The sequence below is a fragment of the Cryobacterium sp. PH31-O1 genome (assembly GCF_030063455.1).
Lineage (GTDB): Bacteria > Actinomycetota > Actinomycetes > Actinomycetales > Microbacteriaceae > Cryobacterium.
Genome location: NZ_JASITB010000008.1, coordinates 225,543 through 246,660 on the forward strand (window position 1 = coordinate 225,543; position 21,118 = coordinate 246,660).

General features: G+C 62.3%; 19 protein-coding genes. 7 read left to right on the forward strand and 12 right to left on the reverse strand.

Going from position 1 to position 21,118, the window contains the following annotated elements; all coding sequences use genetic code 11:
- Positions 1 to 109: 109 nt before the first annotated feature.
- The 4 genes from QMK31_RS16400 to QMK31_RS16415 are packed head-to-tail and all read right to left on the reverse strand — an operon-like array spanning position 110 to position 4,614.
- On the reverse strand, positions 110 to 1,450 hold the full coding sequence (locus QMK31_RS16400) for an ABC transporter substrate-binding protein (RefSeq protein ID WP_283502013.1): 1,341 nt from the start codon (positions 1,448 to 1,450) through the stop codon (positions 110 to 112).
- 45 nt (positions 1,451 to 1,495) lie between these two features.
- On the reverse strand, positions 1,496 to 2,326 hold the full coding sequence (locus QMK31_RS16405) for a carbohydrate ABC transporter permease (RefSeq protein WP_283502014.1): 831 nt from the start codon (positions 2,324 to 2,326) through the stop codon (positions 1,496 to 1,498).
- Positions 2,313 to 3,194: a carbohydrate ABC transporter permease gene (locus tag QMK31_RS16410; protein ID WP_283502015.1), complete on the reverse strand. Its 882-nt coding sequence runs from the start codon at positions 3,192 to 3,194 to the stop codon at positions 2,313 to 2,315. The genes QMK31_RS16405 and QMK31_RS16410 overlap by 14 nt, the downstream gene beginning before the upstream one ends.
- Complete coding sequence (locus QMK31_RS16415) at positions 3,184 to 4,614, reverse strand: CCA tRNA nucleotidyltransferase (RefSeq protein WP_283502016.1); 1,431 nt, start codon at positions 4,612 to 4,614, stop codon at positions 3,184 to 3,186. The genes QMK31_RS16410 and QMK31_RS16415 overlap by 11 nt, the downstream gene beginning before the upstream one ends.
- Positions 4,615 to 4,790: 176 nt before the next feature.
- On the opposite strand from QMK31_RS16415, the gene QMK31_RS16420 reads away from it, so the two are divergent.
- From QMK31_RS16420 to QMK31_RS16445, 6 genes are all read left to right on the forward strand, one after another.
- A complete protein-coding gene (locus QMK31_RS16420; protein WP_283502017.1) occupies positions 4,791 to 7,034 on the forward strand; it encodes a DUF6049 family protein in 2,244 nt (747 codons plus the stop codon).
- Positions 7,027 to 8,652 (forward strand): murein biosynthesis integral membrane protein MurJ, encoded by a 1,626-nt coding sequence (gene murJ, locus QMK31_RS16425; RefSeq protein WP_283502018.1) that lies wholly within the window; start codon positions 7,027 to 7,029, stop codon positions 8,650 to 8,652. Before QMK31_RS16420 ends, murJ begins: the two co-directional genes overlap by 8 nt.
- A gap of 190 nt (positions 8,653 to 8,842) precedes the next feature.
- Positions 8,843 to 9,814 carry a thioredoxin-disulfide reductase gene (trxB, locus tag QMK31_RS16430; RefSeq protein WP_283502019.1) on the forward strand — a complete coding sequence of 324 codons (972 nt, stop codon included), beginning with the start codon at positions 8,843 to 8,845 and terminating at the stop codon, positions 9,812 to 9,814.
- Positions 9,815 to 9,824: 10 nt separating this feature from the next.
- Positions 9,825 to 10,148 (forward strand): thioredoxin, encoded by a 324-nt coding sequence (gene trxA, locus QMK31_RS16435; RefSeq protein WP_092110604.1) that lies wholly within the window; start codon positions 9,825 to 9,827, stop codon positions 10,146 to 10,148.
- Positions 10,149 to 10,248: 100 nt separating this feature from the next.
- A complete protein-coding gene (locus QMK31_RS16440) occupies positions 10,249 to 11,598 on the forward strand; it encodes an aminotransferase-like domain-containing protein (protein ID WP_283502020.1) in 1,350 nt (449 codons plus the stop codon).
- Positions 11,599 to 11,653: 55 nt separating this feature from the next.
- Positions 11,654 to 12,610, forward strand: coding sequence for a D-alanine--D-alanine ligase family protein (locus tag QMK31_RS16445; RefSeq protein ID WP_283502021.1), 957 nt, complete (start codon positions 11,654 to 11,656; stop codon positions 12,608 to 12,610).
- A 982-nt stretch (positions 12,611 to 13,592) separates the two neighbouring features.
- On the opposite strand, the gene QMK31_RS16450 is transcribed toward QMK31_RS16445, so the two are convergent.
- The 8 genes from QMK31_RS16450 to rpmH form a co-directional block, all read right to left on the reverse strand.
- Positions 13,593 to 14,543 carry a ParB/RepB/Spo0J family partition protein gene (locus tag QMK31_RS16450; RefSeq protein WP_283502022.1) on the reverse strand — a complete coding sequence of 317 codons (951 nt, stop codon included), beginning with the start codon at positions 14,541 to 14,543 and terminating at the stop codon, positions 13,593 to 13,595.
- The gene (locus QMK31_RS16455) at positions 14,543 to 15,514 is read right to left on the reverse strand and encodes a ParA family protein (protein ID WP_283502023.1); all 972 of its coding nucleotides are present in this window, start codon (positions 15,512 to 15,514) and stop codon (positions 14,543 to 14,545) included. Before QMK31_RS16455 ends, QMK31_RS16450 begins: the two co-directional genes overlap by 1 nt.
- A gap of 76 nt (positions 15,515 to 15,590) precedes the next feature.
- On the reverse strand, positions 15,591 to 16,331 hold the full coding sequence (gene rsmG, locus QMK31_RS16460; RefSeq protein ID WP_502853430.1) for a 16S rRNA (guanine(527)-N(7))-methyltransferase RsmG: 741 nt from the start codon (positions 16,329 to 16,331) through the stop codon (positions 15,591 to 15,593).
- Positions 16,332 to 16,342: 11 nt separating this feature from the next.
- Positions 16,343 to 16,936: a Jag family protein gene (locus QMK31_RS16465; RefSeq protein ID WP_502853423.1), complete on the reverse strand. Its 594-nt coding sequence runs from the start codon at positions 16,934 to 16,936 to the stop codon at positions 16,343 to 16,345.
- 11 nt (positions 16,937 to 16,947) lie between these two features.
- Positions 16,948 to 17,931 (reverse strand): membrane protein insertase YidC, encoded by a 984-nt coding sequence (yidC, locus tag QMK31_RS16470; RefSeq protein ID WP_283502025.1) that lies wholly within the window; start codon positions 17,929 to 17,931, stop codon positions 16,948 to 16,950.
- Positions 17,932 to 17,939: 8 nt separating this feature from the next.
- Positions 17,940 to 18,251, reverse strand: coding sequence for a membrane protein insertion efficiency factor YidD (gene yidD, locus QMK31_RS16475; RefSeq protein ID WP_283502026.1), 312 nt, complete (start codon positions 18,249 to 18,251; stop codon positions 17,940 to 17,942).
- A complete protein-coding gene (rnpA, locus tag QMK31_RS16480) occupies positions 18,248 to 18,625 on the reverse strand; it encodes a ribonuclease P protein component (RefSeq protein WP_283502027.1) in 378 nt (125 codons plus the stop codon). The genes yidD and rnpA overlap by 4 nt, the downstream gene beginning before the upstream one ends.
- Before the next feature lie 40 nt (positions 18,626 to 18,665).
- A complete protein-coding gene (gene rpmH / locus QMK31_RS16485; RefSeq protein WP_010204566.1) occupies positions 18,666 to 18,803 on the reverse strand; it encodes a 50S ribosomal protein L34 in 138 nt (45 codons plus the stop codon).
- Between the two features lie 464 nt (positions 18,804 to 19,267).
- Between rpmH and dnaA the strand changes: the two genes are divergently transcribed.
- Positions 19,268 to 20,686 carry a chromosomal replication initiator protein DnaA gene (gene dnaA / locus QMK31_RS16490; RefSeq protein WP_283502028.1) on the forward strand — a complete coding sequence of 473 codons (1,419 nt, stop codon included), beginning with the start codon at positions 19,268 to 19,270 and terminating at the stop codon, positions 20,684 to 20,686.
- Positions 20,687 to 21,118 lie beyond the last annotated feature (432 nt).

Consider the following 21,118-nt stretch of genomic DNA (forward strand, 5'->3'; position numbering starts at 1 on the left):
TTGTGCATGTGCTGAACGCGGAGGCCGGGAATCCGGCGCGCAGGCAACCTGCCCAGACTACCGGATGCCCGGCCCATGCGCCAGTCCAGGTGCCAGTTGACCGGTTGGACTATTCGGACAGGGTGGCGTTGGCGGCTTCCTGGGCGGCGCGCACACCGTGACCTGCTGGCATACGCCCGAGGAAGACTTCGTCGAGCAAGGGTCGCATGGCGTTCTCGGCGGCTGGCCACCCGGCTCCGCGCGGTGCCGGCGCTGTTCCGGCGGCCAACACGTCGTAGAACGGGCTGATGTCGACCTTCTCAGCGGCCCAATAGGCCGCGTATGCCGGCTGCGCTGCGAGCACGGCGGGGGAAGCAGCGCCGGAGGCTCCGATGAACTCGGCTCCGGCTGCGCTTCCGAGCCACTCCAGCACCCGCTGGGTTTGGGCCGGATGCCCAGACGCGGCATTTCCGGCGGCCGCGATTCCGTCGACACCACTGATCGCGCCGGCCGGACCGCTCGGCAGCTGCACGACACCCCAGTCGAAATTCGCCCCGGCGCTCACGTTGGCGAGGTTGTAGACACCACTCTGAAACAGAGCCATCTTGCCCTGGAGGAACTGCTCGCGACTGAAATCGCCGTTGGTGTTGGTATCGGCGGCCGACGGAGCGACCTGCCACTTATTCATGAGGTCGACCAGATACTGGAATGAAGCGATTCCGGCGTCGGAAGCGAAGGAGTACTGGTTGGTGTCGTCCTGAAAGTGGGCACCATTGGAGGCCAGATAGTTCAGCACCATCGCCTGCAGGTCGTAGCCCGCGTTGTAGCCGTACTGGCTCAGGTTGGAACCGTCGAACTCCGCACTATCAGCCGTGTTGCCGTTGTAGTCCTTGGTGAGTTTCTGCAGGACCCCGATGAGGGTGTCCGTTTCACCGGTGGGATCCCAGGTGAGTGCTGACACATCAGCGGGGGTCAGGCCGGCGTCATCGAGCAGGTCGGCGTTGTAGTACACCGCGATGCCGGGATCGGCAAGCTGAGGTACACCCCACAGGGCGGCGTCACGGGTGTACTGGGCGGTCACGGCCGGGGACCAGCCGGCCTGGGCATCCGCTGAAAGAGCGGTCGTGATGTTGAGCAGTGCTCCCGCGTCGGCGTACGCAGGATAACTGCCGCCGTCGACCCAGAAAACATCGGGAGCGCCGTCACCGGCCACGTCGGTGCGCAGCTTTTCGAAGTAGTCGTCCCAGGGCACGATCTCGACGTCCACCTGGATGTCGGGGTTGTCCTCCTCGAAGGCGGCAAAGGACTTCTCATAGGCGGCGGCGACGGGTTCGTCCCAGAGCCGCACGGTGACGTGTGTGGCCTCGCCGGGCGCATCAGAGTCGGAGAAGTTCAGTGCGGCAACGGCCCCGACGATGACGAGCAGCACGGCGGCAGCGCCGGCAGCAATGATGGTAGAACGCTTGGCCATGATGTCCTCTGTTGACGATTCGAACGTGAACCCCAGTTGACCAGCCTACGCAGAACCCGCGATGGTGATCGACCGCACGAAGCTGCGCTGGAACATCAGAAACAATACGAGGAGCGGAACCAGGGCGAGTGTGGTGGCCGCCATGACGAGCGTCCAGTTGCCGTTGAACTGGCTCTGCAGACTCGCGGTGGCTACCGTCACGACCCGCCATTCGGTGCCGGTCGTCACTACGAGCGGCCACATGAAGCTGTTCCAGTGGCTCACGATCGTGATGAGGGTCAGGGTGGCGATGATCGGTCTGGACAGCGGCACCACGATCTCGACCAACACGTCGAGGGTGTTCGCCCCGTCGAGCCGGGCGGCATCGATGAGCTCCTGGGGAATTCCGCGAAAATATTCGCGCAGCAAAAAGATCGCGTAGGGCGAGGCGAAGGCGAACGGCAGCACGAGGCTCCAGAACGAGTTGCGCAGCCCGGCCTCGGTCATCATGAGGTACAGCGGCACGACGAGCACGACCGGCGGGATCATCAGGGTCGACAGATACACCCAGAACAGCACCTGGCGACCGGGAAAATCGACCCGAGCGAAGGCGTAGGCGGCGAGGATCGAACAGATCAACTGCCCGACCAGAATCAATATGGCCGCGAGCACCGTGATCACGATGGCGCGACCGAACTGTGCCGGCCCGTTCAGCAGCAGCGCGAAGTTCTCCAACGTGAACGGGTCGGGCCAGCTCAACGCCGACTGCTGCGCGAACTGTTCCCGCGTCTTAAAGGCGGTCAGAATGCTGAGCAGGAATGGGCCAAGGGTGAGCAGGGCGCCGAGCAGCAGCACCAGGTAGATGGCGGCCGTTTTGGAGAAATTAGTCCATTTCATAGGTAACCCTCCGGCGAAAATAGAGCTGTTGAGCGAGGGTGATGACGACCAGCACGACCAGCAGAATGACGGCCATGACGGCCGCCCGGCCGAGGTCGAAGGCGTCAAAAGCTTCGTAATAGATGCGCGCGGCCACGACATCCGTTGATCGCGCCGGGCCGCCCTGGGTGAGTGCGTACACCTGGTCGAAGACCTGAAAAGCCGATATGACGGTGGTGACAAGTACAAAGAACATGGTTGGACGCAGCAACGGCAGCTTGATGTGCCAGAACATCTTCGCCGCGCCGGCTCCGTCGATGCGGGCCGCCTCGAGAATTTGCCCGGGAATGTTGAGCAGCCCGGCCATGAAGAACAGTGTGACGTAGCCAACATTGGTCCAGATCACGACGGCGGCGACCGCCGGCAGCGCCAGGGCGGGGTCGCTGAGCCACTCGACGCGCTGGCCGAGCAGGGTATTGAGGGCTCCGTCGGTGGGCGCGAGAATCCACTTCCACACCACACCGAGAGCAAGCGGGGCACAAATCCATGGCAGAACATAGATCGTGCGAAACCAGGCTGACCCCGGCAGGCTCCGGGTGAGCAAGGTCGCAGCGCCGAGCCCGATCAGGGTTTGAATCGGCACCACCAGCAACACGAAGACCAGCGTGACCAGCAGGGAGTTGCCGAAGACGCCGTCGCTGAGCACCGATCGGTAGTTGTCGAGGCCGACGAAGGTGATCGGGCCGATCAGGTCCCAGCTCTGAAAGCTGAGCCACAGCACGACAAGGACCGGAAGCAGAAGAAAGCAGACCACGCCGAACAGGCTGGGGGCGAGCAGGGCATAGCCGGTGATCGCACTGCGTCGACGCAGGCCGCCCCTACTGCGCACGACCCGCCCACCAGGCCAGCAACCGGCGGGTGGCCGCTTCCTCGCCGAGCGGCCCGTCGTCCAGCCGCTGCTCGAGCAGGAATCGGTAGGCCTCGCCCACCTCACGCCCCGGTTTCACGCCGAGCACAGCCATGATCTGTTCTCCGTCGAGGTCGGGGCGCACCGCGCCGAGCTCTTCCTGCTCATTCAGCGCCGCAATTCGCTGTTCAAGGTCGTCGTAGGCAAAGCCGAGCCGGTCGGCCTTGCGTCGGTTGCGGGTCGTGACGTCGGCGCGAGTCAGAATGTGCAGGCGCTCCAGCTGATCCCCAGCGTCGCGCACATAGCGGCGCACAGCCGAGTCGGTCCAGGCCCCCTCGGTGTAGCCGAAGAACCGCAGGTGCAGCTCGATCAGGCGGGCGACGGCATTGATGGTGTCATTGTCGAAGCGCAGGGCGCGCAGTCGCTTCTTAGCAAGCTTCGCCCCGACCACGTCGTGGTGGTAGAAGCTCACAACTCCCCCCGCTTCGAGCCTGCGGGTGGCCGGCTTGCCGATATCGTGCAGCAGTGCGGCGAGACGCACGATCAGGTCGGGGTGGTCGAGGTTGCCGCGCGACGCCTCGTAACCGATGGCCTGTTGCAACACGGTGAGGGTGTGCTGGTAGACGTCTTTGTGGTGGTGGTGCTCGTCGATCTCCAATTGCAGGCCGGGAATCTCGGGGAGCACGATCTCGGCGAGGCCCGATTCCATCAGCACCTCGATGCCGGCGCGCGGGTCCGTCGAGACCAACAATTTCGACAGTTCGTCACCGATGCGCTCGGCCGACACGATACGGATACTGTCCCGCATCTTCTCCATGGCCAGTGCGGTGTCCAGATCCAGCGTGAAACCAAGTTGACCGGTGAAGCGGGCCGCGCGCAGCATCCGCAGCGGGTCATCTCCGAACGAAACCTCCGGGGTGCTCGGCGTACGCAGGCGCCGGGCGAGCAGGTCGTCAATGCCGCCGGCCGGGTCGACCAGCGTCAGCTGGGGCAGCCGCAGGGCCATCGCGTTGACGGTGAAGTCCCGGCGCAGCAGATCGGGCTCGAGGGTCGTGCCAAACACGACGTCGGGCTTACGAGTGGTGCCGTCGTAGCTGTCGGCTCGATACGTGGTGATCTCCACGGTCTCGCCGGCCAGGCTGGCACCGATCGTGCCGTAGGCCCGGCCGATATCCCACTGGGCTTCGGAGAGCGGTTTGACGAGTGCGAGAATCTGATCCGGCGTCGCATCGGTCGTGAAGTCCAGGTCATGCAGCGCACGATTCAGGAACGCGTCGCGCACCGGGCCGCCGACCAGGGCCAGCTCATGGCCAGCCGCCGCAAATGCGTTCGCCAGACGGGATACCGTGGGGGTGGCAGCCAGGTCGCCCAGTCGTGCGAGGGCTGCCGCGACGCTCTGCATATGCCCCATATTAGTTGCCATCAGGGGGCGCGCAGTCGCGGTGCAGGCGGCTCTAGGCTGGCACGCCGTAGAATCCACCTATGGTGGCCGATTCAGATTCCGCGCATCGGCCCGCGCTCTCGGCTGCCGCGTGCAGTGCCGTGCGCCCGGCCCGGAGCATACAAAGGCGACGAATAATGCGACCCTTTACGGCATTTCTGGTCGGATTTCTGACCCTGGCAGCGCTGGTTTTCGCGCCGTCTCAATCTCTCAGACCGGCCAGCGCGCAAAGCGAGAACAGCACCACCCCGAGTGCCACAACCCCCGCCGACACGGTCGATGTCACCGTTTCTCCACGCGAATCTTCCGAGCTCTTGCCCGGCCAAGACCTGCTGCTGACGGTGGCCGTTCACAACAACACCGACGCGGCCATTCCCCTCGGCCGAGTCGATGTCTACCTGGCAGAGCTGGCCCTCACCACCCGCGCTGCGCTCGACAACTGGTTGCGACCCGACGCAGACGCAAATTCCGGCGACCAGGTGATGAGCGTACCGATGGCGGGAATCATTGCGCCAGGTGCCAGTACAACCATCAGCGTCACGGTTCCGGCCGATTCCGTCGGATTGACCGAGCAGAATGCCTGGGGAGCGCGGGGAATCGCCGCGATCCTCAGCGCGGATGATGTGGTTCAAGCGGAGGGCCGCGGGACGTTCGTCTGGTCGCAGGGCAGCGCGATGACCCCGGTCGCACTCGCAACCATTCTGCCGATCACGACCCCGGCCAGCTCGACCGGCCTGATCACCGCCAAGGCGCTCGAATCGTATACGAGTTCGGTCGGTCTGCTCTCCCGCCAACTGGATGGGGCGATTGACGCACCGACGGCAACGATCGCGATCGATCCACAGATCATCGCTTCCATTCGAGTGCTCGGCACCGCGGCTCCCGCCTCGGCACTCGCCTGGCTCGATCGCCTGGCCGCAGCGAGTAATGATATCTTCCCGCTCAGCTACGCGGATGCCGACATTGCCTTGCAAGCGCAGGCGGGCGCCGCGACCCTGCTCGCGCCGACCTCCTTCGACCCGGCCATCGATGCGAGCCGGTTCGTGGTCCCCTCGGCCACGCCGATCCCCGAGACGAGTACTGACCCGACGGACGTACCGATTGTGACTTCGCGCACAAAGGCCCAGACCAGCTCGTCACCGCCACCGCCACCGCCTCAAACGCTGACGCCCACGCCCACGCCCACGGTGGAGCCGGGTCAGACGGTCATTCCGAGCACGAGCGATCTACTGTCCTGGAACTACACGAGCACCGCGATCGCCTGGCCGGCCGCCGGTCAGGCCGCTCGCACCGACCTGGACGTGTTTGCCGCGAGCGGCCTGACCACCACCATCCTCTCGAGCGGCAACGTGGAGCAATCAGACGTCTTCACGCCGAATACCGCGCTCACCCTCCCGACCGGGCTGGGCCTGGTCAGTGACAGTCCTCTCTCCGCGGCCATCCGCGCCGCCGCCGAAGCCACCACCGACGAGGAGTGGCGGGTGAATGTCGCCGAGGCGGCCTCGCTTCTGGCGATCGTCTCTGCGGAAAACCCTAATGCTGCGCGCACACTGCTGGTCACGTTCGACCGCAGCAGCCCCACGACCGCGACCAGGGTTGGCCAAACGCTCGCGGCCCTCGACGGCGCCGCCTGGTCGAACGCGGCCTCGCTGCAATCTGCCCTGGCCGCCACCCCGGCAACCACGGTGAACTTTCAGGGTGAAGCCATCGACAGTAACCGGGTCACGCTCGCCCGGTCCTTGCTGGAGCGCGAGGGTGCACTCGCCGAGTTCGCGACGATCCTGGCCAATCCGGCGGCCATCACCGCCCCGGCACGCCTCGACCTGCTGGCACTCCTGGACACCACCTGGACGACACAGACCTCGGTCTGGGAAGACCAGGTTCGGGCGAGCCTCGCCGCCTCCTTCGACGTGATGCACGCCGTGACCGTGACCACCCGCGGTCCCATCATCGTGGTGGGGAGCAAGGTCGACCTGCGCATCACACTCAACAACGCCCTCGACCAGGCAGTCACCGTGCGCACCGAGATCGTGCCGTCCAACGGACGCCTCGTCGTCGGTGACACTCTCGAGACCATCATTCAGCCGAACTCCGCACAGGCCGTCTCTGTGCCGCTCAGCGCCGCCGTCGGTAACGGTGACGTCGTCTTGCGGGTCACCCTGTTTACCCTGAATGGCACCCCGCTGGGCCAACCGGCCCCCATCGACGTCAGCGTGCGCGCCGACTGGGAGGGAGTCGGCGCGAGCATCTTCGCGATCCTCGTCATCGGCTTTTTCGGCTTCGGTATCTGGCGCAATATCGTGCGCCGACGCCGGGAACGCGCCGGCGAAGCATCCGCTGCAGCTGAACCGGCGAAAGCGGAGGCGGAAGCCGATGTCTGACACCATGACCGGCAACGGTGGAATCGGTCGAGCCAGCGCGTTCCTGGCCTCCGGCACGATTGTGTCGCGCATTCTCGGGTTCGTGAAGGTCATCGTGCTGGCCGCCATCATCGGACAGTTTGGCGCCGCTGCCGACACCTTCGCGATCGCCAATCAGCTGCCCAACACCATCTATGTGATCGTGGCCGGCGGAATCCTGACGGCCGTTCTGGTTCCGCAAATCGTTCGTGCCAGCCTGCACGCTGACGGTGGCACGGCGTATATCAACAAGCTACTCACGCTCGCCCTGCTCGTGCTGTTCGCGACGACCCTCGTCGCTACCCTGTTGGCCCCGACCATCACCGGGTTCATCGGCTTGAACCTCCCGCAGAACGAGAAGGCACTGGCCGTGGCATTCGCCTATTGGTGCCTTCCACAGATGTTCTTCTACGGCCTGTACACCCTGCTCGGCGAAGTGCTCAACGCCCGCAAGTCCTTCGGCCCGTTCACCTGGGTGCCGGTGCTCAACAACCTCGTGGCCATCGTCGGCCTGATCGTTTTCGCAACGCTGTTCAGCCCAGACCCGGTCGGTGATCGATCGGCCACCGAGATCACGTCGGCCATGGTCGCCGTGCTCGGTGGCAGTGCCACCCTCGGCGTGATCACCCAGGCCGTCGTGCTGTTCTATTTCTGGCGCCGCATCGGTCTGCGCTACCGCCCGGACTTCCATTTTCGGGGCGTCGGCCTCGGCGCCGCGGGCAAAATGGCGAGCTGGACCTTCGGCATGCTGCTGCTCACCACTTTCGCGGGTATTGTCGAAACGCAGGTCGTGACGCGGGCCCACGGTGAGGCATCCGTTGCCGTTCTCGCCACCGCCTGGCTGATCTTCATGCTGCCGCACTCCGTGATCACCGTGTCGGTCGCAACGGCGTACTTCACCCGCATGAGCCAACACGCCGCCGTCGGTAACTGGTCACTGGTACGAACGGATGCCTCGAGCGCGATTCGGGGAACGTCGCTCGTGATCGTGCTCGCCGCGGCCGTCATCGCAGTCTGCGCCTACCCGTTCGCGGCGGTCTTCGTAGCACCATTCGACCAGGTGCAGTCCATCGGCAACGTCATCATCGCGTTCATTCTGGGGCTGGTGCCCTTCTGTGTGCTGTTCGTTCTACAGCGCACCTTCTACGCCCTCGGCGACACCCGCACACCGTTCTTCTTCACCCTGTTTCAGGTCGTGCTGCTGATCGGCGCCGTGGTGGCCTGCGCATGGCTGCCCACGGAATGGATTGCCGTTGGCATCGCCGCGTCAATCACGGTGACCGGTACCCTGCAGGCCATCCTGGCCGCCCTGCTCCTGCGCCGTCGAATGGCCGGTATCGACGGACGCCGAATTCTGCGCAGCCTGGTGAAGTATCTTGTTGCCGTCATCATTCCCCTGGCTGCCGGCGTGACGCTCATGACCGTGTTGGGGGGCAACGTCGAAGGCGGATTCGCCGTGGCCTCGAGGCTCACAGCCATGGTCTCAATGGTGTTGATCGGGGTGGTCATGGCCGCCAGCTACTTCGGTCTGCTGCTGCTCATGCGCAGCGGCGAGCTCACAGTGTTCCTCACGCCCCTGCGGGCGCGCTTGCGCCGCTGAGTACCCCGACGGTCACAGCTGCCCGCAGCACCGCGCTGATGGCCGCGTCCGGTTCTGCTGGGCCGTTCCCGTGGCTGTGCAGCACCTCCCAAGCTGAGAGGGCCTGGAATAGCATCCGATTAGGATGTGTTGTATCGAAACGTGAGCCGGGATTTTGCCCGTCTTGCCCACCACTGCAAGGAGTGTGCGCGTGCGTCAGATCATCATCATCGGTTCCGGACCGGCCGGCTACACCGCGGCAGTCTATGCCGCCAGAGCCAACCTCAAGCCGCTCCTGATCGCCAGCTCGGTAGAGGCCGGCGGTGAACTGATGAACACGACCGACGTCGAGAACTTTCCCGGTTTTCCGGAGGGCGTGCAGGGGCCCGACCTGATGACCAAGATGCAGGAGCAGGCCGAACGATTCGGTACCGAGGTCGTCTACGACGATGTTGAGTCGGTAGACCTGACCGGCCCGATCAAAACGGTGACCCTCGGCAACGGCGACGTGGAGCAGGCCCTCGCGGTCATCTTCGCCACCGGATCGGCCTACCGCAAACTCGGCCTGAGCGACGAAGAACGACTCTCGGGTCGCGGAGTGTCTTGGTGTGCCACCTGCGACGGCTTCTTCTTCAAGGGCAAAGAAATCGCCGTCATCGGCGGCGGAGACTCCGCCATGGAGGAAGCGACTTTTCTCACCAGGTTCGCCTCCAAGGTGCACGTCATCCACCGCAAGGGTGAACTGCGGGCCTCCAAGATCATGCAGGACCGCGCCTTCGCCAATGACAAGATCGAATTCACCTGGAATTCCGAGGTCGTCGGCATCACCGGAGCCGACGCTGTCGACGGTCTAACCCTGCGTGACACCGTCTCCGGCACCGAGAGCAGCCTCCCAGTCGGCGGCGTTTTCGTGGCGATCGGCAACGACCCACGCACCCACCTCGTTCACCAGCAGCTCGACCTTACCCCCGAAGGCACCATAGCCGTCGCGGGCCGGTCGTCGCTTACCAGCCAGGCCGGGGTGTTCGCGGCTGGTGATGTGATCGACTCCAGTTACCGTCAAGCCATAACCGCGGCCGGCTCCGGCTGTGCCGCGGCTCTTGACGCTGAGCACTATCTGAGCACCCTTCCCACCGCTTTGCTGGCTCAGGCCGGCGACACCGAACTCGTTTCAGCTAACTAAGGAGCAACGAATGACCGCACGATCCGTCACCGAAGCCAACTTCGATCAGGAAGTCATCAACAACGAGAAGACCGTGCTGGTGGACTTCTGGGCCGAGTGGTGTGGCCCCTGCCGCGCCGTCAGCCCGATTCTCGACCAGATCGCCGCCGAGAACGCCGACAAGCTCGACATCGTCAAGCTCAACGTCGACGAGCACCCCGCCCTCGCGGCCAAGTACCAGATCACCTCCATCCCGGCCATGAAGGTCTTCCAGAAGGGCGAGGTCGTCAAGACCGTCATCGGCGCCAAGCCGAAGCCGCAGCTCGAAAAGGACCTGGCCGACTACCTCGTCTAACCAGTCTTCCTGCGTGAAACCCGCCCGGTCTCGATCGGGCGGGTTTTTTCGTGCCGGGCACCACCCCATACGATAAAGATGACAGCAGAACGGATGCGACGTGACAAATCAGGGTTCTCCCCAGGCCGTTAGCCCCCAGGGCGGCAACAATCTCGACCCGTGGTACCACCACTACGCCGAGCGAGCAGCTGGCCTCACCGCCTCCGAGGTGCGTGCGCTCTTTGCCGTGGCGTCACGCCCCGAAGTCGTCTCTCTCGCCGGAGGGATGCCGTACGTTGCCGCCCTGCCGCAAGACCTCGTCATCGATGCCATGGACCGCGTTATGCGCGAAAAGGGTGCCACCGCCCTGCAATATGGCTCTGGTCAGGGAGTTCCTCTGCTGCGCGAGCAGATTCTCGATGTCATGGCGCTCGAAGGAATCAAGGCCAACGCCGATGACGTCGTGGTCACAACCGGCTCCCAGCACGCTCTGGAACTAGTCAGCAAACTCTTTCTGAACCCCGGCGACGTCGTGATCTCGGAAGGGCCGAGTTACGTCACCGCCATGGTCATCTTCAAGTCTTACCAGGCCGAGGTCGACCACGTGCCCATGGACGAGAACGGCTTGATCCCGGCCGCTCTGATCGAGCACATCGCTGCCCTCAAGGCCGCCGGACGCACCATTAAGTTTCTCTACACCATCCCGAGTTTTCACAATCCGGCTGGTGTGACCCTCAGCTGGGAGCGTCGTCTGCAAATTCTGGAGATCTGCCGCTCCAACAACATCCTGGTGCTCGAAGACAACCCCTATGGGCTGCTCTACTTCGACAAACCGGCACCGGATGCCATCCGCTCACTCGAACGCGACGGTGTCGTCTACCTCGGCACCTTCTCCAAGACCTTAGCCCCCGGTTTTCGGGTCGGCTGGGCGCTCGCTCCGCACGCGATCCGCGAGAAACTCGTATTGGCGAACGAGGCCGCGGTGCTGTCCCCCAGCTCATTTACACAGATGGTCATCTCGGAGTACCTTTCGACCGCCGACTGGAAGGGGCAGATCAACACCTTCCGCGGCGTGTATCACGAGCGCAAAAACGCCATGCTCGCCGGGCTCGAAGAATACCTGCCCGACCTCACCTGGACCAACCCCACCGGGGGCTTCTACGTGTGGTTAACCCTGCCCGAACAGCTCGATTCGAAGGCCATGCTGCCCAGGGCGGTCAAGGAACTCGTTGCGTACACGCCCGGCACGGCGTTCTACGCCGACGGTGACGGCCGACAGAATATGCGCTTGGCTTTTTGTTATCCCACGCCCGAAACCATTCGGGTCGGCATTCGTCGCCTCGCTACGGTGATTCGCGGCGAGCTCGATCTGCTCGACACCTTCGCCGGCACCGGCTCGCTCGGCGCCGCGCCCGATCGACCTGGAGCCACGAACCAGCGGTACGCGGGCCCGCCAGCCAACATCTCATGACCGCATCGCCTCGATTGGCCACCTCACCCTCAATCAGCTAGGAAAAGACCTGATCATGAGCGAATTCACTGCATTGAAGATTGTCATTCTAGCCGGGGGAATCTCGCACGAACGCGACGTTTCGCTGCGCTCAGGGCGCCGGGTAGCGGATGCCCTCACCGACGCTGGCCACTCCGTCACCGTACTCGACCCCGGCGCCAACCTGCTCACCACCCTCAGCCAGCAGGCTCCCGACCTGATCTGGCCCACCCTGCACGGTGCTACCGGTGAGGATGGCGCGCTGCTGTCCCTGCTCGAAACAACCGGCATTCCCTTTCTCGGGTCGCGCGGCCCCGCCGCGGCTCTGGCCTGGAACAAGGCCACAGCCAAGGAGCTCGTGCTGCGAGCCGGCATAGCCACTCCCCCAGCCATCGCCCTGTCCACCGAGACCTTTCGAGACCTCGGCGCCACGAGTGTGCTGGAGCACTTGATTAGCGCGATCGGCCTGCCCCTCGTCGTCAAGCCCGCCGAGGGTGGATCCTCCCAGGGGGTCACCATCGTGCGCACCCCGGCCGACCTGCCCCGCGCCATGGTGGACGCCTATACCTACGCCAATACTGCCCTCGTCGAGGCCTACATTGAGGGCACCGAGGTCACCGTGGCCATTATCGACACCGGCGAAGGCGCAGCAGCCCTCCCCATCGTAGAAATTGTTCCCGTTGACGGCGTTTACAGCTTCGAGGCACGCTACAACGCTGGAGAAACCGACTTCTATACGCCCGCCCGCCTGGCCAACGAGGTAGCAGTGGCCGTTTCTGACGCCGCTGTTGCCATTCACGCACTATTGGGACTGCGTCACCTGAGCCGCATCGACCTCATCGTTGATAGTGCCGGAATCCCATGGTTCCTGGAGGCCAATGTATTGCCCGGCCTCACCGAGACCTCCCTGGTACCCCAAGCCATCGAGGCCGCCGGCCAGACGCTCAGTGCCACCTACTCCGCTCTGGCCACGCACGCCCTCACCAACCAGTAGTCTTCCGCCCGTTTCACGTGAAACATCGGCCACCCAGCGTTCCGCAAAAGTCACGGGAGGGCGATGTCGGTCTCGGCAGGCTCGACGGACGGGTCGGGAACTCTAACGCGGACAGAACACCGCAGCGCCCCGGCGATCACGCCAAGCACGACCTCCGTTGAACACCCGTTTCACGTGAAACATGGGCCACCCAACCTTCCGCAGAACGCTCACGAGATGGCGATGCCGCGCTCGGCACACTCGACCATGCGGGAGGGAACTTGCCCACAGGCCGCCCCGGGAGCGCGACGGCGATCACACCAAACCCGACTAGCGTTGAGCACACGTTTCACGTGAAACATCGGACCACCCCTTCCGCAGAGAGCTCACGAGATGACGATGCCGCGCTCGGCACACTCGACCATCCGGGAGGGAACCCGTCCACAGCCAATCCGTCCACAGCCAATCCGTGGCCGCGCCACGGCTAGCACACCTCGCACGTCCTGGGCTGAACACACGTTTCACGTGAAACATCCCGCGTCGGCGCATGATTCCGTGGAACTAGGCCCCTCAGGTCCCGCGCACCGAAGAAGCGGCGATGTACGTCTCTCGAGATCGATTGTGGCAACAACGGGTTGGACTGGTGCAAGTTGGTTAAGGTGCAAGATATCTACGACGCCAGTTGTTCAAGGCGCTGGTCGTTCGAGAGCCAGTTGTTTAAGCACATGTTGCTTAGGGCGCAGGTAGTTCCCGGGGTCGCACGTTTCGCGGAGCTCCGGGGCTCGCGCAGGCTTTGCGCGCGAGCCCCGGAGCACCAACGATGTCTCAGGAGAGGTGCACCTGGGCACCCGCGGCCGACCTCGAGCATCAATGCCACCCAGGTAGTTCTCAGACCTGGACCGAGAATAGCCCACCGATGACGCCCAACTCAGCGCCTGAAGCCAGCGTTCAGTCCCGCACACTTCGGAGGGTTTCACGTGAAACATTGGAAACCGGGGACAAATTAGCTCGCGCTAAAGCCCGGCTCTCCGAGCACAGTCAGGATGCGGTTAAGGTCTCCGATGGTTGCAAAATCTACTGTGATCTGGCCTTTTCGTGCGCCCAAGTTGATCTTAACGCGGGTATCCAGACGGTCACCCAGGTGCTCAGCGATCTCATCGAGGTGCCCCTGACGGCGCCCCGGCAGCGGCTTGGCTTTCGGGAGTTTTGGTACCGACGTTGCCGCGACCTCCGCCGCGCGCACCGAGAGGTCCTCCTCGACGATCTTGTCGGCTAGGCGCAACATGCCGTCCAGGTCACCCACCGATAGGATCGCACGGGCGTGCCCTGCGGACAGAACGCCAGCAGCCACCCGCAGCTGCACCGGTTCCGGGAGCTTCAGCAGGCGCAAGGTGTTGGTGATCTGGGGACGCGAGCGACCAATGCGGGACGCCAGTTCCTCCTGTGTGATCCCAAAGTCGGCGAGCAACTGCTGATAAGCGGATGCCTCTTCAAGCGGGTTCAGCTGGGCGCGGTGCAGGTTCTCCAACAGCGCATCGCGCAACATGTCGACGTCGGCCGTCTCCCGCACGACCGCCGGAATGGTGTCAAGCCCAACTTCTTTCGTCGCGCGCAGACGACGTTCACCCATGACGAGCTCATATTTGCCCGGCGTATCGGACAGAGGGCGCACGACGATCGGTTGCAGTACCCCGACTTCCCGAATGCTGTGAACGAGCTCGGCGAGGTCATCCTCGTCGAAGATCGTGCGCGGTTGGGCCCGGTTAGGCACAATGTCCTGCGGGTTCAGGTGAGCTAGACGAGCTCCGGGCACTGGAACGAGGTCGGGGGAGACCTCTGCTTCAATCGCCACCCCACGAGGAAAGAAGACATCCACCGGGCGAGGCGCTGAAACGTCGTCTTGCACCGGGATAAGTGCACCAATGCCGCGGCCAAGGCCTGTACGTTTCGCCATTATAGCTTTTCTCCTAATTGGGACTTTTCTCCTCTTTGGGCCTGTTCTCCCGTTCCGGGAGCCCCTCTATGGGCCATTTCTGCTGCGGCTTCGAGGTAGGAGAGCGATCCTGCGGAGTTGAGGTCGTAACTGACGACGCTCTGACCGTAGCTGGGGGCCTCAGAAACGCGCACAGAGCGCGGAATTGCGGTATTTAGCACTTCTTTGGGAAAGTGATCGCGTACTTCCTTGGCTACCTGGGTTGCCAGATTGGTGCGGCTGTCGTACATGGTCAACAGAATCGTTGATACGACCAGATCGGGGTTCAGGTGTTTCTCGATCAAAGCGATGTTCTTAAGCAGCTGGCTCAGCCCCTCGAGAGCGTAGTACTCGCACTGAATGGGAATAAGAACTTCGCGCGCCGCGACGAACGCGTTGATGGTGAGTAGCCCCAGGGATGGCGGGCAGTCAATGAAGACGTAGTCATAGGGTTCGGCCATCTCAGCCAGATAGAGGTCGAGTGCCCGGCGTAGACGTTGCTCGCGGGCGACGAGCGACACCAGTTCAATCTCAGCACCGGCGAGGTGGATGGTGGCGGGCACACAGAAGAGTGCACCAAATTCCGGACTCTTCTGCACGACTTCAGCCATGGGCATGTCGTTGATGATGACGTCGTAGACGCTCGGAGTTTCGGCGCGGTGTTCCACGCCCAGGGCGGTGGAGGCATTGCCCTGCGGGTCAAGGTCGATGACCAGCACCCGGGCTGCCTGCCGCGCGAGGGCGGCGGCGAGGTTGACGGCAGTCGTGGTCTTACCGACGCCGCCCTTCTGATTAGAGATCGTCAGTACCCGGGTCTTCCCGGGTTTGGGCAATTCGCCGGCCGCGATAACCTGGCGACGACGCGTGAGTTCAGCTATTTCACGGGCAAGCGGCGTTGTACCGTCGAACCCCGCAGCTTTGCCCTTGCGCTGATTTTCAGCAGGATGTTTCACGTGAAACCTTTACGATCGACGGTTGATGAGCCACCTAAAAGGGACCCCCGAACACCAATTCTGGTGAAATTCGGGCCTAGTCCACTGTAGCCCGGATGACCCGGGTTACCTCGGGCAGCACGCCGTCGCCGAGGGTAATCACCTCGACATCGCGCAGGCGATACTTGCGAACGGTTTTCGCTGCAGCCTCGATTTCACGCTGAGCACCCTCACCCTTCATAAGAATAAGCTCGCCGCCGGCACGCAATAGGGGCGCCGTCAACGGTATGAGTTTGCTAAACGCACTAACTGCCCGGGCCGTGACCTGGTCGAGCGGATGCGCCAGCCGTGCCTCTTCGGCCCGCGACCGCACGACCGACACGTTCGATAGATGCAGCGCGGCAACCTGATCATTGAGCCAAGCGACGCGACGTTCCATCGGTTCAATGAGCACGAAATTGACATCGGGTCGCGCTATGGCCAGGACCAGGCCGGGCAGGCCGGCTCCGGAACCCACGTCACCTACGAGGCCCGGTCGCAAAAGTGGCGCCACGATGGCGCAGTTGAGAATATGGCGCGACCACAGACGGGGGAGTTCCAGCGGTCCAATCAGACCAAGAATTTCGCCCTGATCAGCCAAATTTCTCGTGAATAAACGAATGACATCAATCTGAGAACCGAAAATTTCGACGGCAGTGGCCGGTTCGATCTCCAGCAGCACCGGCTCAGCCGAAGACAAGTCACCAGTTACCGGGTCTGGCTCGATTGGTTCTGGAGACGCAGATTCACGTTTGTTCCCCACTGAACGTGAGGTTTCCGGCGTAACAGATTCCGACATGACCAACGAGACTACCCTGCGGTGATGACGGTGTGACGGTCGCGACCCTCGCCGGAGGACTCGGACCGGTAGCCGCCGCTCGCGGCAACGATGTCGTGCACGAGCTTGCGCTCGTAGGAGGACATCGCCGGCAGGTCGGCCTCGGGCGCGCCGGCCACGATCCGCTCAATTGCGCGCGCCACGAGGGTGGCGAGCTCGGCTTCGCGCGCCTCGCGGGAACCGCCGATGTCGAGGATCAGGCGGGAGAACGAGCCCGTCTTGTTCTGTACGGCCAGCCGCGTCAGCTCCTGCAGGGCGTTGACCGTTTCCGGTTTGGAGAGCACGCGCAGGTTGTCGGCGTCTGAGGCCTTGACCGAGAGATACGCACGTCCGTTACGCGCATCGATGTCGATGTCGCCGTCCAGGTCGCAGATATCAAGAAATTCTTCGATGTAGTCTGCGGCGATGTCGCCTTCGCGTTCCAACTGATCGGTCGTGAGGGGGACCTCGGTGACCGTTCCCGTCTCGAACGCGGTGGGGGAGGCATCCGTTGTTGCGGGGGCAGTGGGAACTGCGCTGTCAGCAGAGACGCTGCTGACCTCGGTGAGGCCGGTCTTGTCCGTCACGGTGATCTCCACTACTTTTTCGGGCCGGTTTGCTTCTTGGCGCGGGCCTTACCGACCGGCTGCTGACGCTGCACGGGCTTGGCGGGCTCCTCAACGACAATAATGTCACCATCGGTCGCGATGAGCTTGCCCTTACGGGCGAGGCGCTCTTCGCGGGCCTTGGCGGCCTCACTGCCGGGGGTCGGCATGTTTCGAATCACCAGGAACTGCTGAATCATGGTCCAGAAGTTGGAGGTGAGCCAGTAGAACATGACGCCGAGCGGGAATGCCACACCGGAGAAGGCGAAGACGAGGGGGAGCAGATAGAGCATGATGCGCTGCTGCTTGAACATGGGGCTCGCCTTGGTCTCCGGTGACATGTTCTTGGAGACGATCTGCAGCTGAGTAATGAACTGCGACGCGGTCATCAACACCACCATGGTGGCGGCGATGATCATGACGGTCAGGTTGAAGGGTTCACCCGCGGTCCACAGCGACCACTGCGAAGCGAAGGTGTCGTGCAAGGGCGCATTACCAAACAGCGTCGCATTGCCGAAGCTCTCGGCGAGGCTCTGGTTGAGCGGTCCGACGCCAGCGTTGGACCGCTGAGCATCGTTCAGCACGGAGAACAGTGCGAAGAAGATCGGCATCTGCAGCAAAAGGGGCAGGCAGGAACTCAGCGGGTTGGTACCCGTCTTCTTGTACATGGCCATGGTCTCGCGACTCATGGCCTCACGCGAGAACTGGTCTTTTTTACCCTTGTACTTGTCCTGGATTTTCTTGAGCTGGGGGGCCACCTCAAGCATCTTGCGTTGGCTCTTGATCTGCCGCACAAAAATGGGAATGAGGGCGGCACGCACGACCAAAACGAGGCCGACGATGGACAACACCCAGGTGAGGCCGTCGTCGTAGCCCAGTCCCGCGATTCCCATCTGGGAAAACAGCCAGTGGAAGGCCACCAGCAGCAGCTCGACCACCCATTTCAGAGGCCAGAGGATCGTACCTATGAGGTCCATACTGTGGGTTAGCCCTTTCCGTGGCTGGGTGCGACGACAAAACCGAACGACGTCACACGAAAGCGACGTTTCTTTTTGAGAGGTACATCATCGATGCCGCCCTCAGACCACGGATGACAGTGGCTCAGTCTGCGGGCAGCGAGGGCGCAACCCCACGCTAGTCCGTGTTCCTGAACGGCCCCCAGTGCGTAGGCAGAACAGGACGGATAAAATCTGCAGACATCTCCATACAACGGAGAAATAACGGCTCGGTACACGCGGAGAACCAGCACACCCACGTTGCGGGGCAGCAGAATGATCGTCGCGAGTATCGGGTTCATCGGCCCGCACTGCCCTTTCGCGCTGATTGCGGGCGAGAGAGGGAACGGTGAACTTCTTCGTGCAGCGTCTGCCACGCAGCGTCGCGCGCCGTCGGCAAAGCACGGATCACAACATCCGTTCCCGGAGGTACCAGGGAGAGCAGTTCGAACGTGACCGCCTTGAGGCGGCGTCGAACGAGATTGCGCCGCACGGCGTTACCCACATTCTTCGCGACAATGAAGCCGAAACGAACCGGTGTACCGAGTGCGAACGAGGGCGCCTCAGCACTTTTTCGTACATAAAGAACGGTGTGCGCACCGACGATCCGCACACCGCGCCGAACAACGCCTTGATAGTCACTGCCGCTCGTGATGCGATTTACGTGAGCGAGCACGAGAACCTGGCGACCACACTGAACCTAGGCAGACTCTGGCCTACGCGGAGAGTTCGGTGCGACCCTTGCGACGGCGAGCACCGAGGATGGCGCGGCCTGCACGGGTGCGCATACGCAGGCGGAAGCCGTGCACCTTGGCGCGACGACGGTTGTTCGGCTGGAAGGTTCTCTTGCTCATAGTTCAATCTCCACGTATTTGAATCACCGCTGGCCAAATTCCCCTCGGCCAGAACAGCAGCGCGCACAGAAGTTGGAAGCCCGCGGGATGGGGTCAACTGATTAAAACTACGGCCTTGGCCACCTCTGGTCAAACTCAGGCCACCAATCTGCGGAATCTCCACAATAATGACTCCAACGCAGATACCAAACGGACGAGGCGACCTCACCGGTGAATTCGCCTCGCTGAGCGGGATTGACTACCGTAAAGACAAGTTATCCACAGGTTGGTGGCCCCAACCTGAGAATTAGGTCGGTTTTATACACAAGCGGTGGATAACTTTAACGATGAGCTTGAACCGTGCACCGAATCGCGCGCCGTCCGGCCCACGTAGCTGTGGTTTAAGAACGTCACAGACCGGCCTCGCGCGCAGGTTGACCAGAGGCCCGATAGCAAAAATCCGAAATACACAGATTGTAGGAACAATGGCAGACGTTGAAGCGCCGATAGCCGAGACGTGGCGGTCCGTTTTGACCACCTTGGAATCTGACGCCACCATAACGCCCATGCTTTACGGGTTTCTCAGTCTGGTCGAGCCCAAAGGCATCGCCGCCGGTACCTTCTATCTCGAGGTTCCCAACGAATTCACGGCCAGCATGCTAAACCAGCGGATGCGGGTTCCCTTGCTCACCGCAATGGGACAACTCGATGAGGCCACCGCTGTCTCGACGTTCTATGTGGTCGTCAACCCCGAACTCGAGCAGGACTCGCTACGCCCGGTTCAGCAGACGTTGACTCCGCCCGACGTAGTCACGCCGGCCCCGCCGCAATCGGTGTTCGAAGGTGCCGTTCCGGCGCAACCCCACGAAACCAGGCTCAACCCGAAGTACAGTTTCGATAATTTCGTAATCGGGCAGTCCAACAGGTTCGCGCATGCCGCCGCCGTGGCCGTGGCCGAAGCGCCGGCAAAGGCCTACAACCCTCTCTTCATCTACGGATCATCGGGCCTCGGCAAGACTCACCTCCTGCACGCCATCGGCCATTACGCCATGAGCCTGTATCCAGGCATCCGGGTGCGGTACGTCAGTTCCGAAGAGTTCACCAACGATTTCATCAATTCCATTGCGAACAACCGCGGCGCCGCGTTCCAGGCGCGCTATCGCAACATCGACATCCTGATGATCGATGACATCCAGTTTCTGCAGAACAAAGCGGAGACCCAGGAAGCCTTCTTCCATACCTTCAATACTCTGCACGATCACAACAAGCAAGTGGTCATCACGAGCGACCTGCCGCCCAAACACCTCACCGGCTTCGAAGACCGCATGCGCAGCCGCTTCGAGTGGGGCCTCATCACGGATGTTCAGGCTCCCGACCTTGAGACCCGCATCGCCATTCTTCGTAAAAAGGCCCAAAGCGAGAAGCTGCAAGTGCCGCACGACATTCTCGAGTTCATGGCGTCAAAGGTGTCGTCGAATATTCGCGAATTGGAGGGAACTCTCATCAGAGTCACCGCCTTCGCGAGCCTCAATCGAACACCAGTCGACATGGACCTGGTGCAGACGGTGTTGAAAGACCTCATCACCCTCGACGAAGACAATGTAATCGCGCCGGTGGATATCATCACGAACACGGCCAATTACTTCAAGCTGTCCGTTGATGACCTCTACGGGTCAAGCCGATCCCAGGCCATTGCTACGGCTCGGCAGATCGCCATGTACCTGTGCCGTGAATTGACTAATCTGTCTCTGCCCAAGATCGGGCAACTGTTCGGCAACCGCGATCACACGACCGTCATGTACGCGAACAAGAAGATCAGTGAGCTTATGAAGGAGCGCCGCTCGATCTACAACCAGGTGACTGAGCTGACCAACCGAATCAAGCAGGACCACCGTTACAAATAGTTCGGCATCGTCAGGCAGCGCCTAAATTTCGCAGCCCCTCCGAGAGTTTTCACGATTTTCACCTTGGTGGAACGCGTTCAAACCCGGAGGGGCGCTATTTTTTTAAGTTTTCACACCTGTGGATAACCCTGTGGAATTAACTCACACAACGTGGGTATTCCTGTAGAAACTTCGGGCCATCCTGTAGAAACGTGCAATTTTCGAAAGTTCGACTTGCTCAAACGAATGACAAACTTCCACAACTGGCCCACAACTTACAATCGTGTAGTTCCCAACGACCGAGCGGTTTTCACAGAGTTATCCACAGTTTCCACAACGGTTAAGAAGATTAACAAGAATTCCTTAACTGGATCTAGCCGACAACCTTGACGACTGGGGGCCCTCGAACCAGCACGGTATCGAACCGGTCGGTGACAACAGCTAGCATTGAGG

Excerpts from the sequence above, each read along its gene's own strand:
- QMK31_RS16405 (WP_283502014.1), bottom strand. The coding sequence starts at position 2,326 with ATGAAATGGACTAATTTCTCCAAAACGGCCGCCATCTACCTGGTGCTG.
- QMK31_RS16400 (WP_283502013.1), bottom strand. The coding sequence starts at position 1,450 with ATGGCCAAGCGTTCTACCATCATTGCTGCCGGCGCTGCCGCCGTGCTG.
- QMK31_RS16450 (WP_283502022.1), bottom strand. The coding sequence starts at position 14,543 with ATGGCGAAACGTACAGGCCTTGGCCGCGGCATTGGTGCACTTATCCCG.
- dnaA (WP_283502028.1), top strand. The coding sequence starts at position 19,268 with ATGGCAGACGTTGAAGCGCCGATAGCCGAGACGTGGCGGTCCGTTTTG.
- rsmG (WP_502853430.1), bottom strand. The coding sequence starts at position 16,331 with ATGTCGGAATCTGTTACGCCGGAAACCTCACGTTCAGTGGGGAACAAA.
- rpmH (WP_010204566.1), bottom strand. The coding sequence starts at position 18,803 with ATGAGCAAGAGAACCTTCCAGCCGAACAACCGTCGTCGCGCCAAGGTG.
- QMK31_RS16445 (WP_283502021.1), top strand. The coding sequence starts at position 11,654 with ATGAGCGAATTCACTGCATTGAAGATTGTCATTCTAGCCGGGGGAATC.
- trxA (WP_092110604.1), top strand. The coding sequence starts at position 9,825 with ATGACCGCACGATCCGTCACCGAAGCCAACTTCGATCAGGAAGTCATC.
- QMK31_RS16420 (WP_283502017.1), top strand. The coding sequence starts at position 4,791 with ATGCGACCCTTTACGGCATTTCTGGTCGGATTTCTGACCCTGGCAGCG.
- murJ (WP_283502018.1), top strand. The coding sequence starts at position 7,027 with ATGTCTGACACCATGACCGGCAACGGTGGAATCGGTCGAGCCAGCGCG.
- yidC (WP_283502025.1), bottom strand. The coding sequence starts at position 17,931 with ATGGACCTCATAGGTACGATCCTCTGGCCTCTGAAATGGGTGGTCGAG.
- yidD (WP_283502026.1), bottom strand. The coding sequence starts at position 18,251 with ATGAACCCGATACTCGCGACGATCATTCTGCTGCCCCGCAACGTGGGT.
- QMK31_RS16415 (WP_283502016.1), bottom strand. The coding sequence starts at position 4,614 with ATGCAGAGCGTCGCGGCAGCCCTCGCACGACTGGGCGACCTGGCTGCC.